Below are 13,990 nucleotides of genomic sequence, written 5' to 3' on the forward strand. Positions count from 1 at the left end.
GCAAGTTCTAATAGCCGCACTCGCCAGTGCCAGTAGACTCGCAGTGTTCCGGCGTGTGGTCGAGGTGAGCGGCCGTCAGGAGGATGCGGGGGCCGGTGCCGGACGCGGGCTGCCCGTGCCGGTTGGGGCACCGGCCGGTGTGGCTGCCGCGTCCGCACTCCCCTTCGCACTCGCACCGCCACCTGGCGCGGTTCTTGATTGCCTCGCTGATCTCCGGAACCAGTTGGCGGGGTAGCGGTCGTCGTTCTCGAGCCGGATCGGCATGCGGTCACCGCTTCCTGGCTTCGAGCTACTGGGGGACGGTGCCGGCGCGCAGTTCGCGCAGGTCGGGGATGTGGTTGTAGAGGGTGCCTGGGGAGACGTTCAGGAGCTTGGCGATCGAGGTGATGGAGCGTCCGGGGTCGGGCAGGAGGTCGCGGGCGGCCTTGATGACTTCCTCCGTGGCGACGGTGGGGCGTCCGCCGACCCGGGCGCGGGCGGCGGCCAGGCCCTCGCGGGTGCCCTGGACGATGAGTTCGCGGATGAACTCGGCGAGCGCGGCGAAGACGTGGAAGACGAGTCGGCCGCCGGGGGTGGTGGTGTCGAGGTTCTCGTGCAGCGAGGTGAAGCCGATCTCGCGCGTGCGGAGTTCGGCGACCATGGTGACGAGGTCCTGGAGGCTGCGGCCGTAGCGGTCGAGCGAGGGGACCACGAGGGTGTCGCCGGCGTCGAGGAAGGCCTGGCACGCCTTCAGCTCCGGGCGCAGGTCGGTGTTGCCGGACCTCTTGTCGGCGAAGATCGTGCGGCGCCCCGCGTCGGTGAGGGCGTCGATCTGCCGTTCGAGCTTCTGTCCTCCGGTCGACACCCGGGCGTACCCGATCTTGATCTCGGTGCGCACCAGCGGCTCGGCGACGAGGAGCTCGGGGGAGCCGGACGGCTCCGGGAGGTCGCTCATGACCCCGGGTCATGTCAGAAAACGGCGGTCCGGGGTTCTTGGATGATCCAGGTTTCTGAAGGGGTTGGCCGTGCGGGGGTGTGCGGGCCCCCGCACGGTGATCTTCAGAAGAAGAAGGTTTCTTGAAGATCGCTAACGTTTGGCATTGTCAGTCCAGGAAAGCCATCAGCCGGTCGTTCAGCTGCTTCGGCTCGGTGAGCGGCAGAGAGTGATGGGTGGCTCCGGGGAGCACTGCCACCTCACCCTGCGAGAGCACCCGGCGGGCTCGGTCGGCGACCTTGACAGCGTTGTGGGCGCGGCTGTGTTCCGCGAGCAGGACCAGGACCGGCATGAGGAGGTCGGCGGTACGAGGACGGACGCCGGTGACCAGCTTCCGGCCGGGAACGGTGGTGGCCAGCGCATAGAGGCGCTGCCAGGTCTCGTCCGGGTGTGTACCTGCCGTCTCCCAAGCCAGGAACGCGCGAGCGCGGGCCTCGCTCGGACGGATCAGGGTGGGGAGCGCGCGCAGCAGGTAGCCGAGGCGGAATCCGGTGAAAACCTGGGTGGGGTCCACGAGGGCGAGGTGGTCCACGCGCCGCGGTGCGTGCAGTGCGTACCTGGCGGCCAGCCAGGCGCCGTACGAGTGGCCGCACAGGTGCGTGCGGGCGAGCCCAAGGCCGTCCAGCAGTGCGTCCAGCCAGGCCGTCAGATCGTTGGCATTCTTCAGTGGTGTGCCCCGGCGTTCGGTGCGGCCGGCGTCGCCCAGCAGATCTACCGCATGGACCCGGTACCGCTCACCGAAGGCCGGCGCGTTGGCGAACCAGGCGAGGCCGGTGGCAGAGCCGCCGGGCAGCAGCACCAGTGGGCTGCCATCCGCCGAGCCGTACACATGGACCCGGGTGCGCCCGTACGGCGTGGCGACATCGTGCTCCTCTGTGGACTCGGGCCAGCGGGCGCGAAGCTCGTCGTAGGCAAGGTCGAAGGCAGGCAGGGACACGAGCATTCCTCTCGCCAGGCGATAATCTCGTTCAGCGAGATATTACGGGACTTCGAGGAGGGCGCATGGACGATCAGAGCCCGGTGATGGGACTGGTTCACTTGCTGCGCGCGGTCACCGTGGAGTTCGACCTGCTCGGCGCCGAGTTCGCCGCGCGCCACGGGCTGCATCCCACCGATGTGCGCGCGCTGATCCACCTGCTGGACGCGGCACGCGCCGGTAAGCGGGCCACGCCCGGGTGGCTCGGCGAGCAACTGCGACTGAACTCTGCTGGAACCACTGCCCTGGTGGATCGGCTGGAGCGGCTCGGACTGGTCCAGCGCAACAGGGACACGGCAGACCGGCGACGCGTGCTGCTGGAGGTGGAGGAGAAGGCCATGGACCTGGGGTGGGCCTTCTTCGGGCCGGTGATCGGCGAGGTGCTGGTGGCCGCGGAAGGTTTCGAGGCGGGCGAGTTGGAGACGGTGCGTCGCTTTCTGACTTCGGTACTGGAGTCCGCCGGGCGAGCGGGTTCGGGCTGAGGGGTTTCGGCGCGGCGGCTTGGTGGTTCCGGTGATGTGGGGCGGGGCGGCATCACATAGGACCACGGCGTTGAGGACCGGGCCGAGGCAGCGAGTTGGCCCTCCTGGCCCTCGCGGTAAGCCTGCCGGATCTGGCCCCGGCCGCCGTGGCAGATCGCGCGGGCGAGGCGGTGGCGGGACTCCTGCACGGTCAGCTGTCGGTTCATCAGCCGCCGGTAGGTGTCGTCGACCGGGTCGACCAGGGCGAGAAGGTGCATGGTCCTGTCGATCCGGCCGTACTCGGCGAACGCAGCACCCAGCGCCCGCGGGGACATGCCGTTCGTCGGTGACCGCGGTCTGGGCGGCGCCCGCGGCCCGCAGCTCACCGGCGGTGACATCGGTGCACAGTGCCCGGCCCGCCGTATGGCCGAGGCCCACCAGCCGCAGCCCGTCGGGGCAGACCGCCGTGGAGGCGCCCGGCTCACAGTCGCCGAGGGCCCGCACCCGCACTGACGGGACCCGGTCGCCGTGGTCGGTGGCCAGCATGCGCCAGGAGGGGACCTGCGGCACGGGCACACCGTGCGGGTGGGTGAGGTCATCAGATGGTTACGCGGTGGCGCGCCAGTCTCCCCCATCGAGGATGCCGTACCGGTGGCCCTCGGTGTCGTAGCGCAGCAGCCGGCAGGGGGCGGGCCGGGCGGTGCCGCGGGGGCGCCGGGCCTACCGTGGAAGGGGGACCGGCCGGAGGGAGTCACCATGTCCGAGGCGGCACGGGAGATCACGGCACGGCGCCTGCGGCATCTCGCGGAGGCAGGGCATCCCAGCACGGGGCCCGTCGAGGCGGCGGTGGAGGGAGCCGTGTACCGGCTCGGCGACGGCACGGTGGCCAGGGTCTGGGAGCACCGCCGGGGAGCCGAACTGCGGCGGATGCAGCGGTTCTACGCCGATGCCGCGGCGCATCTGCCGTTCGGCGCCCCGGAGATCATCGCCGTGGAGGACTTCGAGGGCGTGCCGCTGACCGTGGAACGGGAGCCTGTCGGCACTCCCCTGGCGGCCCGGATCCGCACCGGCGGCCCGGAGATGCCGCCCGAGGCGGTCGACTGCATGGTGGGCGTTCTGGGCGCCCTCGCGGCCGCGCACGAGGTGGGCGAGGTCAGGGAACTGCCCGTGCTGGACGAGGAACGTCCGCTGTGGGAGGGCCACACGACCTTCGGCTCCGCCCTCGCGGACCTGGTGGAACGGCGCACCGGCCGGTGCGGCGACCTGCTCCGCGACCGGCTGCGCGGCTTCGAGGACCTCCGCTCCGCCCTGCTCGCACGGCTGCGCGCGCTGCCCGGCGGCGGCGAGGCGGTCGTGCACGGCGACCTCTTCCCGGAGACCGTGCTGGTGGACGACGCGCTGCGGCCCCTCGCCCTCGTCGACTACGGCTTCCTGTCCACCGGCGGGGACCCCCGGTTCGACGCGGCGGTCACCGCGGCGATCTTCCCGGCGGCCACCGGGTACGGCCCGGACACCGTCCGTCGGCTCACCCTGCGGTTCGCCGACGAATTCGGCTACGCGGTCGAGGACCTGCTGCTGTACCGGGCCGCCTATGCGATGGCCACCAGCGACGCCTTCGCCCCGGGCGGCGGTGACGAGCACTTCGCCTGGTGCGTCTCGGTGCTGGAGGACCCCGCGGTCGCCGAGGCCGTGCGCGGGTGAGTGTCCGGAGTCCGGCCGGGGCGGGTGGCGGTTGGGGCGGGTGGCCGTCCGTCCGCCGGTCAGTCGTCGGCGGGGCCCTCGCTTCTCGGCCAGACCTCGGGTCCCCCGCCGTGCCATTCGATCAGCGGGGATTCGGCCACGTCCACCTCGTCCCAGCCCTCCAGTCCGGCCCGCTGCACCAGGACGGCCAGTTCGCGCAGGCTGTAGGCCATGCCGAGGATCTCCCCGGCGGACCGGACCCGTCGGCCGCCGGTCTCCGAGGGCGCGGAGACGACCACGCGCGGCTCACTCATACCTTCACCCTCACCCCCGGACCATGCCCCCGCACGTCGGGCCCAGCCCGCCCCTCCCCCGGCCGGGAACGGCCGGAATCGCGCGGTGCGGGGGACGAGGCGCGCGCCGCCCCGGGGACGCCGTGCGGCAGGATGGGACCATGAGCGTAGTGAAGATCAATGTGCTGACCGTCCCCGCCGAGCAGCGGGAGACGCTGGAGAAGCGCTTCGCCTCCCGTGCCCATGCCGTGGAGAGTTCCGACGGGTTCGAGTGGTTCGAACTCCTCCGGCCCGTCGAGGGGACCGACACCTACCTCGTCTACACACGGTGGCGCGACGACGCCGCGTTCCAGGCGTGGATGGAGGGTCCGATGAAGTCGGCCCACCAGGGCGGCGGCGCGGAGAGCGGGGAGCGCCCACGGCCCGCGGCGAGCGGGTCCACGCTGTGGTCCTTCGAGGTCGTGCAGCAGGCGGCGCCGAAGACCGCCTGAGCGGGTCCGGACACGACGGTGTCCCGTCGGCCGAGGCCGACGGGACACCGTCATGTCGAGGGTACGGGTCAGTGCGCGGGGGCGTCCGTGACCACGACCTCGTCGATGCTCCGCTCGATCTCCTCGGAGTGGGACGCGGTGGCCTTGGCCCAGTAGTAGATGCCCAGGGAGAAGGCGGCGATGACCACCAGGTCCCACCACAGAGCGATGTGGCCCTGGCCGCCGAAGCCGCCCTGCCAGGAGATCAGGCCCAGGCCCAGCAGGTAGACGGGCAGCCACTGGGCGGACTTCCAGGACATCCGGGGGGCGTCCGGCAGGTCCTTGGCGGTGGCGTAGCAGGCGTAGCCGCCGAGCAGCGCGTAGCCGAGGATGATCGCCACGCCGAGCCGCCACAGGGTGTCCCAGCCGGCCCAGTAGATGATGAAGTTGGCGACCACGAAGGACAGCGGCGAGATCACCTTGCCGCCGGGCAGGCGGTAGGGGCGGTCCAGGTTCGGCAGCCGGTCGGCGAAGACACCGTAGGCCAGCGGCGCACCCGCGTACATCAGGACGCTCGCGGAGGTGATGAAGCTGACCAGCTCCTGCCAGCTCGGGAAGGGCAGGAAGCAGACCACGCCGGTGATGAAGGAGATGGCGAGGCCGAACCACGGCACGCCGCGGCGGTCGGTGCGCTCGAAGAGCTTGGGCGCGTAGCCGTTCTTCGCCAGACCGTAGGAGACGCGCGAGGTCGCGGTCGTGTAGATCAGGCCGGTGCCTCCGGGGGAGATCACGGCGTCGATGTAGAGGACCAGGCTCAGCCAGCCGAGGCCGACCAGGGTGGCGAGGCCCGCCCAGGGGCCGCTGATGCCCGGGAAGTCGAGCTTGGCCCAGCCGTGGGCGAAGGAGCTCAGCGGCAGCGCGCCGATGAAGACGACCTGGAGCAGGATGTAGATCGCCGCGCCGATGGCGACCGAGCCGAGCGTGGCGCGCGGCAGGTCGCGCTTGGGGTTGCGGCTCTCACCCGCCAGCTGGATCGCCTGCTCGAAGCCGAGCAGGGCGAAGATGATGCCGCTGGAGCTGATGGCGCCCAGCACGCCCTTGGCGCCGAAGGGGGCGAAGCCGTGGGAGGTGAAGTTGTGCGGGTGGAAGTTGCCCACGGCGATGATGAAGATGGTGGCGAGCGGGACCGCGATCTTCCACCAGGTGGCTGCGCTGTTGGTGTGGGCCAGGACTCTGACGCCGAGGAAGTTCACCACGACGAAGACGGCCATCAGGACCACGGCGACGACCAGGCCGCTGGCCGAGAGCGTGCCGTCGGTGTGCTGGAGCCCCTGGGCGAAGTGCCAGTGACCGGCGTAGCCGATCATGGCCTCGACCTCGATGGGTGCCACGGTGGCTGCCTGGAGCCAGGAGAACCAGCCGAAGGACATGCCGGCCAGGCCGCCGAAGGCGTAGTGCGGGTAACGGGCCGTGCCGCCCGCCACCGGGAACATGCCGCCGAGTTCGGCGTGCACGAGGGCCAGCAGCACGATCGCCACCGTGCCGATGAGCCAGGAGATGATGGCTGCGGGTCCGGCCATCACGACGGCCTTCTCGGCGCCGTAGAGCCAGCCGGATCCGATGATGGAACCGACCGAGGCCCACATCAGTCCGATCAAACCGACGTCGCGCCTCAGACCTGGCTGGTCCTGTGTGACGTCGGCAGCGGCATGGTCAATTTTCACCATGTCAAGGGGCCTCTCAGTATCTGAACACCGAATTAACGCTCAATGGCGGCTCACACTAGGAATCAGGACCCCATAACAGAAGAGCCAGACTGGAGATTTGACTCTTTCCCGGAGGGTTCCTTTACATGCCCTTTACCCAGGTCAACCGGTGTGACGGAATGCTTCTATTCAGTCGCTGAAGGTTAGAAGATGGTAAGACACCACGGACCCGGGTACGGAGTGGCGGAAATGCACACGCACCGGGATACGAACGCGGTGCACCGGGGAGCGGACGGTCAGCCCGGGCTGTCCGGTGATCCGTCGCCGCCGGGCTCGTCCGCCGGGCGCTCCGGGTGGCCGCCCTCGACCGGGACCCGGGCGGGCGGCGGCAGGGGCCGCAGACCGCGGGGCGCCCGCTCCGGGGGCTCCCCGTTCGCCGCCCGCCGGTCCCCGTCCCTCTGCTCCTCCTGCTGCTCCTGCTGCTCCTGCCTGAGCACATCGAGTACGGCGGAGCCGTCGACGGTCTCCCGTACGACGAGCAGACCGGCGAGCCGGTCCAGGGCCCGGCGGTGCTCCCGCAGCAGCCCGGTCGCCCGCTCCTCGGCCTCGCGCAGCAGCCGGGCGGTCTCCTCGTCGATGATCCGCTGGGTCTGCTGCGAGTACGGCGGCGAGGCGGGCTCCTCCGCCTCCCCCAGCTGGCCGGGGTGGGCGGTCGCATAGCCGACCGGGCCCATGGCGGACGACAGGCCGAAGTCCCGGACCATCCGGGTGGCGACATGGGTCGCGCCCGCCAGGTCGTTGGCGGCGCCGCTGGACCCCTCCCCGAAGACGACGAGTTCCGCGGCCCGGCCGCCGAGCCGGACCGCGAGCAGATCCGTCAGATAGCCCTCGCTGTACAAATGCCTTTCTGCTTCCGGCAGTTGCTCGGTCACCCCGAGCGTCATGCCCGACGGCAGCACGGTGACCTTGGCGACGGGGTCGGCGTGCTCGCACAGCGCGGCGACCAGGGCATGGCCCGACTCGTGCACGGCGACGGCATGGCGCTCCTCGGGCAGCAGCGCGTTGGACGCCTCGCGGCGGCCGAGCAGGACCCGGTCACGGGCGGCGTCGAGGTCGCCGGGCTCGATCAGGGTGCGGTCGGCCCGTACGGCGTTGATGGCACCCTCGTTCACCAGGTTGGCGAGGTCCGCGCCGGAGAAGCCCGGGGTGGCCCGGGCGACGATGCCGAGGTCGACGTCGGGGGCGAGGGTCTTGCCGCGGGAGTGAACGCGGAGGATGGCGGCCCGCTCGGCCTGGTTGGGCAGCGGGACGGTGACCTGCCGGTCGAAGCGCCCCGGGCGCAGCAGCGCGGGATCGAGGGCTTCGGGCCGGTTGGTGGCGGCGAGCACGACGATGCCGGTGGACTGGTCGAAGCCGTCCATCTCGGCCAGCAGCTGGTTGAGGGTCTGCTCCCGCTCGTCGTTGCCGCCGATGCGGCCGGTGCCCGCGCGGCGGGCTCCGACGGCGTCGATCTCGTCGATGAAGACGATGGACGGCCCACGCTTGCGGGCCTCGTCGAACAGATCGCGCACCCGGGACGCGCCGACCCCGACGAACATCTCGACGAACGCCGAGCCGGTCACCGACAGGAAGGGCACATCGGCCTCCCCGGCGACGGCACGGGCGAAGAGCGTCTTGCCGGTGCCGGGCGGCCCGACCATGATCACACCGCGGGGTCCCTTGGCGCCCGCGGCGGCGTAGCGGCCCGGGTTGCGCAGGAAGTCGACGACCTCGCTGATCTCCTGCTTGACGCCGTCGTACCCGGCGATGTCGTCGAACCTCGTGGTCGGGCGCTCCGCCTCGATGATCTTCGCCCGGGAGCGTCCGATGGCGCTCAGCCCGCCCAGGCCGCCGGTCATGGAGCGGGCGGCGCGGCGGCCGAACCAGTAGAAGACGCCGATGAGGAGCAGCACCGGGAGCAGGGCGGACAGGATCGAGGTGAGCGCGTTGCCGCCGCTCCTGCTCTGGGAGGCGGTGATCTGCACATGCTGGGCCTGGAGCTGCTGCTGGAGCTGTCCGGTGCCCAGCGCGGTGGGGAGCTGGGTGGTGAATCTGGTGCCGTTCTTCAGGGTGCCGCTGACCCCGCCCCGGTCGTTGATGTCGACGGTCTTCACCTGGCCGACGCCGACCTTGGTGACGAAGTCGCTGTAGCCGAGGTGGGCGGGCGAGGGGCCCGAGGGGGCACGGACGAGCATGAGGATGACCAGGAAGAGCACCCAGACCAACGGCATGATCCACCACTGCCGGCTCGCCCGGGACGGCGGGGTGGGCGGCCTGGGCGGCTGCCGCGGCGGCTCGGATCCGGCCGACGGGGAGAGATGCCGGTGCGGCATCCGCACTCGTGTGATCACCGTGCACCGCCTCCTTCGGGAGGCCGTTCCGGCCGTCCCGCGGCACCGGCCCCGGGGTGCTGCCGGTACGGGGCAGGGCGGCCCGTGGCGCGTACGCCCCGGCCTCCTCCTCCCATGGTCCCTCCGGGGGCGGCGAACGGTCCGTCCGGAGAGGACGTGGGAGTGTCCACGGGACCACGGTCATGGGCGGAGGGTCGCGTCCACGAGGTCGTGGGCCAGGTCACGGGTGTCCTGGCGGCGCAGGCCGTAGTCGGTGTACCAGTCGGCCGTGGCCTCCGGGTGGGGTCCGGTGACGCCGACGCGGCCCGCGCCGTAGCGGCACACGACCATGGCGGGCGTGCCGTTGTCGTAGGCGGCGAGGATCTCGGTGTCCGCGTCCACGGGGTCGTCGAGGATGAACCGGGGCCCGTCCTGGAAGAACACCGTGCGGGGGCGGCCGCGCCACTCCACCTCGACCACGGTGTTGCTCTCGTCGTGGACCGAGCAGCCGGGCGAGGAGATGTACTGGTCGGTGTCGCCGGGCAGCAGGCCGAAGCCCGGGGTGGCACCCGCGAGATAGCCGCCGAGGCAGAAGCCCAGGTAGCGGCCGCCGCCCCGGACGAAGTCGCGGATGGCGCGGCGCCGTCGCCACAGCCTCCAGTAGGCGAGGCGCAGCGAGCCGCCGCCCGGCTGGGCGTAGACCCTGGCCCGGGAGAGCGACGCGGCGGACAGCGGCAGTTCCTCCCGCGGGCCGGTGAAGCGTACGTCGAGGTTCCAGGGCCCCTCGGCGAGGAGTCCGGCGACCGCCTCGGGGCAGCCCGGCAGCGAGGCCGGTCCCCGGTAGACGAGGGCGAGGGGGCGGGAGGTACCGCCGGGGTTCCTGGTGTCCGTCACGGTGTCGTTGCCGCCCCTTCGTCATGGTCCGTGCACCCGGTGCGGGCGCGTGGCCGGTCCCGGGTACCCGGGGAACGCACGGTCAGCCCCTCGGCGGGCAGGCCGTGCCAGCTCGTCCCCGGTGTCAGCCGTTCGCCCTTCATCACCAGGGAGAGCGGGCCGAGCCGGACGCCCCGGCCGACCACCGCGTCGTAGAGCACGACCGCGCGGGTGCCGATGCTCGCCCCCGCATGGACGGTCACCGTGGACATCTTCATCACCCGATCCTCGAACAGATGGGTCTGGAGCGAGGCGTTGGTGTCGATCGCGGCGTCGTCGCCCACGTCCACGAGGTCGAACTCGGTGAGGAAGGTGGTGCCGATCCAGGTGCGCCTGCCGATGGAGGCGCCGAAGAGACGCAGCACCGGCGGCAGGAACGGCGTCCCGGCCAGCGTGCCCACCCCGGCCGGTACCGCGGCGGCCTCGAAGACACCGGTGACGAACTCCGTGCGCCGTACGAACAGGCTCCACAGCGGCTCGACGCGCGGCCGGTAGCGACCGACGACCAGGTACTTGACCACCACGCAGAACGCGATCACGGCGAGCGAGCCGCCCGCGGCCAGACCGGGCGAGACGAACGCCGCCGCCGGTCCCGTCCGACGGGCCAGCGCCGACAGCGCGGTCACATACAGGCCGACACCGGCGGCCAGGGCGGCGGGCGGCACGGTGGCGCGGAAGAACTCGATGCCCAGACGGCCGAGCACCGCCCGGCGGGAGGGCCGGTACGTCAGCTCCTCGGGGAACGAACCGCTGCTCTGGCGCACCGGCAGCCGCAGCGCGGGCGAGCCGAGCCAGGTGGTGCCGCCGGGCACCCCGTCCGGGGGCGGGACGGTCGCCACACCGACCAGTGAGCCCGGTCCGAGCCGTGTTCCGGCCGGTACGAGGGCCGCGTTGCCGACGAAGGCGCGGCTGCCGACCTCGGTGGGTCCGAAGGCCATCCGGTCGGCCGCGAAGGCGGCGGATCCCACGCTCGCCATGTCCGCCACAAAGCTGCTCTCGCCCAGGGTGAGCAGGTCCGGGTCGAGATGGGCGGCGGTGGACACCTCGGCGCCCCGGCCGACGCGGGCGCCGAGCAGCCGCAGCCACGGCACGGTGTAGAGGGTGGCGTAGAGCGGGTTGGTGAGGGCGAGGCTCGACTCCAGCAGTTTGTCGGCGATCCACCTGCGCACTCCGAGGCCGGAGCGGGCCGGATGGATCCCGGCGGGCGCCCCGGGGAGCGCCGCGCGCTTTCCGGCGGCGACCACGGCGCACACGGTGACCACCCAGAGCGGTCCGGCCGCCGCGGTGGCGGCCAGGCCCGGACCGGTCCCCCAGCGCAGCCGGGCGAACCAGTACAGCGCCAGGCACGGCAGTCCCATGGCGGGCACGGCCAGTTCCAGCAGGAGCACGCCGAGTCCCGCGGCGGCCAGGTGCCGGGGCCGCCACCGGTCCGGGGTGCCGTCCCGGCGCAGCATGGTCTCGACGGCGGGGGCGAGGGCGTCCACCGGGCGGGCGGGGGATCCGGCCCGGCGTGCCCCGTCGGGGATCTCCTCGTCCACGCCGAGGGCGGACTGCTCGCCGAGCCCGGAGCGGCGGCCCATCCGGGCGCCGGGTTCGAGTACGGCGCCGGCCCCGACGAAGGCTCCCTCGCCGATGGTGATCGGGGCGACCGTGACCCAGCCGTCCGCGACCTGCCAGGCGCGCAGGGAGACGCCGTAGCCGATCGCGGCGTCGCTGCCGATGGTCAGCAGGGACGGCAGCGGGACCAGACCGGTGGCGATGGTGGTGCGGGCTCCGACGCGGGCCCCGAGCAGCCGCAGGCAGGGGCCCGCGAACGGGGAGCCGCTGAGGGTCCGGAGCGGGCTGAGGCCCAGAAGCAGGCCGACGGCCCACAGGCGCAGATGGGTTCCGCCCCACAGCGGGTGACGGCCCGGCCGGATGCCCGCCGCCAGTGGGCGCACCAGGGCGAAGGGCACGATCCACCGCAGGCCCGCGTACCCGGTCGGCGCGAGCGCGGCCAGCACCACGACCGACCAGTGCGAGATGCCGGGGTGTGCGGCGGCGTAGAGGGCGACCGGCAGGGTGAGCAGAAGCAGTACGGCGTAGAGCACCGCGGCCTGGGCCAGTCCGGCGAGCGCGATGCGGCGGCCGCTGTGGCGCAGCGGTGCCGGGCGGGGCGGGGCGGCGGGTGCCGTGGTGGCGGCGCAGGCGTGCAGCCGTGCCGCGAACGTCCGGACGGTGGGGTGGCCGTAGAGGTCGCGCAGGGTGGGTCCGGTGCCGCCGTCCCGGTCGCGGAGCAGCGAGACGGCCCGGGCGGCGAGCAGGGAGTGGCCGCCCAGGTCGGTGAAGAAGTCCGCGTCCGCCGAGAGCCGGTCCCGGGGGATGCCGAGCACCTGGGACCAGACGTCCCGCACCCGTGTCTCCCCGGGTCCGCGGGCCGGGGCCACGGTGCCGTCGCCGCCGATCAGCCGGGCGGCCGGGGCGGGCAGCCGTCGGCGGTCGGCCTTGCCGCTGGGCATGGCCGGGAGCCGGTCGAGGACGTCCAGGTACGACGGCACCATATAGGCGGGCAGGGCCCGGCGCAGACGGTCGTGCAGCCGGGCGGTGAGGCCGTCGTCGGCCGGGATGTCCGGGGCGTGCGGGGTGTCCCGGCCCGGCGGCCCTGGGGCGCGTACGACGTAGGCGGCGAGGGAGTCCGTTCCCGGTGTCGGGACGAGTGCGGTGACCGCGTCGGCGACGCCCGGGTCCTCCAGCAGCACCTTCTCGATCTCGTCCAGGGCGACCCGGTGGCCGCGGATCTTGACCTCGGCGTCGGCCCGGCCCAGGTACTCGATCTCGCCCTCGCCGTTGACCCGGCCGAGATCCCCGGTGCGGTAGAGACGACCGCCAAAGGGCGCCCGCGGAGAGTCGATGAAGCGGTCGGCGGTCAGCTCCGGACGGCCGACATAGCCCCGGGCGAGACCGGGCCCGCCGAGGCAGATCTCGCCGACCGCGCCGGGGGGCACGGGCCGCCGCCGGTCGTCCAGCAGCACCACCGAGTACGTCGGCAGCGGCCGCCCGATGGTCACCGGTCGCCCGGGACGCAGTTCCTTCCAGGTCGCGGTGACGGTCGCCTCGGTCGGGCCGTAGGTGTTGAGGATGCGGCGCCCCGGTCTGCTCCAGCGTTCGACGAGCCGTCCCGGGCAGGCCTCGCCGCCCACGACGAGGGTGCGGATCCGCGGCAGTTCCCGGTCCACCGTGGCGAGCAGCGTCGGGACGCAGTACAGCAGGGTGACGCGGCGCTCCTCCAGGAAATCGGCGAGGTCCTCGCCGAGCCGCCCGGGACCGGCCGGTCCGGCGACCAGGGTGGCGCCGGTGGCCCAGGTCGGCCAGATCTCCTCGATGGAGAAGTCGAAGGAGACGGTCATCCCCTGGTACACCCGGTCCTGGGGCCGTACGCCGTAGACGGGGGTGACGACCCGGAGGAAGTTGCAGATGCTCGACTGGGCGATCTGCACGCCCTTGGGGCGGCCGCTGGATCCCGAGGTGTACATGATGTACGCGAGGGGGTCGGGGCCGCCCGCGCCGGTGGGGTCGGGGCGGGTCGCGGGCAGGGTGTCCAGTTCCGCGGCACGGTCGTCGAGGTCGAGGACCCGGCACCCGGGCGGTGGCCGCGTCTGCCGCGCCACCGGGTCCGCGGCGGAGCCGGTGAGCAGGACGGTGGCGGCGGCGTCGTCCAGGACGAAGGAGATCCGGTCGGGCGGGGACGCGGGGTCGATCGGCACGAACACCGCCTCGGCCTTGCCGATCCCCAGCAGGGACGCGTAGAGGTCGACGGAGCGCGGCAGCAGCAGCGCCACGCGTGCGCCCGGGCCGATGCCGCTGCGGCGCAGGAAGTGGGCGAGCCGGTTGGCGCGGGCGTCGAGTCCGGCGTAGGTCAGGGTGCGGTCGTCGCACTCCAGCGCCGTGGACAGGGGCGTCCGGTCGCAGGTGGACTCGAAGAAGCGGTGCAGTCGGCGGGGAGGGCCCGCCGTCGCCGGGCCGGTACGGCCTCCGGCCGGGCTGAGGGGCGGGACCGAGGTGTGGGAGGCCATGGGCACTCACTCTCCCGTGCGCTCGCCTGTCGGTCACTCCCCCAGCCTGTCCGATGCCTCCTGAGAGGGCGCTGAGA

11 protein-coding genes and 1 pseudogene are annotated in these 13,990 nt (G+C 72.7%); 4 read left to right on the forward strand and 8 right to left on the reverse strand.

All coding sequences use genetic code 11. The features are described from left to right. Positions 1-289: 289 nt before the first annotated feature. Positions 290-934, reverse strand: a complete 645-nt coding sequence (locus ACIHAA_RS08545; protein WP_399814571.1) for a recombinase family protein — start codon at positions 932-934, stop codon at positions 290-292. Between the two features lie 148 nt (positions 935-1,082). Next, entirely contained in the window at positions 1,083-1,910 is an 828-nt protein-coding gene (locus ACIHAA_RS08550; protein ID WP_399814572.1) for an alpha/beta fold hydrolase, read from the reverse strand. Positions 1,911-1,975: 65 nt separating this feature from the next. On the opposite strand from ACIHAA_RS08550, the gene ACIHAA_RS08555 reads away from it, so the two are divergent. After that, positions 1,976-2,431 (forward strand): MarR family winged helix-turn-helix transcriptional regulator, encoded by a 456-nt coding sequence (locus tag ACIHAA_RS08555; protein WP_399814574.1) that lies wholly within the window; start codon positions 1,976-1,978, stop codon positions 2,429-2,431. A 57-nt stretch (positions 2,432-2,488) separates the two neighbouring features. Here ACIHAA_RS08555 and ACIHAA_RS08560 read toward each other — a convergent pair. Next, positions 2,489-2,742: pseudogene (locus ACIHAA_RS08560) on the reverse strand (Tn3 family transposase); the annotation flags it as partial. Between ACIHAA_RS08560 and ACIHAA_RS08565 the strand changes: the two are divergent. After that, entirely contained in the window at positions 2,687-2,923 is a 237-nt protein-coding gene (locus ACIHAA_RS08565) for a hypothetical protein (protein ID WP_399814575.1), read from the forward strand. The pseudogene ACIHAA_RS08560 and the gene ACIHAA_RS08565 sit on opposite strands and share 56 nt — an antisense overlap. Before the next feature lie 243 nt (positions 2,924-3,166). After that, positions 3,167-4,111 carry an aminoglycoside phosphotransferase family protein gene (locus ACIHAA_RS08570; protein WP_399814577.1) on the forward strand — a complete coding sequence of 315 codons (945 nt, stop codon included), beginning with the start codon at positions 3,167-3,169 and terminating at the stop codon, positions 4,109-4,111. A gap of 59 nt (positions 4,112-4,170) precedes the next feature. Here ACIHAA_RS08570 and ACIHAA_RS08575 read toward each other — a convergent pair whose 3' ends face one another. Then, positions 4,171-4,404, reverse strand: a complete 234-nt coding sequence (locus tag ACIHAA_RS08575; protein WP_399814579.1) for a hypothetical protein — start codon at positions 4,402-4,404, stop codon at positions 4,171-4,173. Between the two features lie 140 nt (positions 4,405-4,544). Here ACIHAA_RS08575 and ACIHAA_RS08580 point away from each other — a divergent pair, with 140 nt between their 5' ends. Further along, positions 4,545-4,874, forward strand: coding sequence for an antibiotic biosynthesis monooxygenase family protein (locus ACIHAA_RS08580; protein ID WP_399814580.1), 330 nt, complete (start codon positions 4,545-4,547; stop codon positions 4,872-4,874). 68 nt (positions 4,875-4,942) lie between these two features. Here ACIHAA_RS08580 and ACIHAA_RS08585 read toward each other — a convergent pair whose 3' ends face one another. The 4 genes from ACIHAA_RS08585 to ACIHAA_RS08600 all read right to left on the reverse strand — a co-directional run bounded on the left by ACIHAA_RS08585 (position 4,943) and on the right by ACIHAA_RS08600 (position 13,913). Continuing rightward, positions 4,943-6,580 carry an APC family permease gene (locus tag ACIHAA_RS08585; RefSeq protein WP_399814581.1) on the reverse strand — a complete coding sequence of 546 codons (1,638 nt, stop codon included), beginning with the start codon at positions 6,578-6,580 and terminating at the stop codon, positions 4,943-4,945. Positions 6,581-6,855: 275 nt separating this feature from the next. Beyond that, entirely contained in the window at positions 6,856-8,949 is a 2,094-nt protein-coding gene (ftsH, locus tag ACIHAA_RS08590; protein ID WP_399814583.1) for an ATP-dependent zinc metalloprotease FtsH, read from the reverse strand. A gap of 180 nt (positions 8,950-9,129) precedes the next feature. Then, positions 9,130-9,822 (reverse strand): BPL-N domain-containing protein, encoded by a 693-nt coding sequence (locus tag ACIHAA_RS08595; RefSeq protein WP_399814585.1) that lies wholly within the window; start codon positions 9,820-9,822, stop codon positions 9,130-9,132. Beyond that, positions 9,819-13,913 carry a Pls/PosA family non-ribosomal peptide synthetase gene (locus ACIHAA_RS08600; RefSeq protein ID WP_399814587.1) on the reverse strand — a complete coding sequence of 1,365 codons (4,095 nt, stop codon included), beginning with the start codon at positions 13,911-13,913 and terminating at the stop codon, positions 9,819-9,821. Before ACIHAA_RS08600 ends, ACIHAA_RS08595 begins: the two co-directional genes overlap by 4 nt. Positions 13,914-13,990 lie beyond the last annotated feature (77 nt).

Origin of the sequence: Streptomyces sp. NPDC052040 (assembly GCF_044548405.1) — a bacterium.
GTDB lineage: Bacteria > Actinomycetota > Actinomycetes > Streptomycetales > Streptomycetaceae > Streptomyces.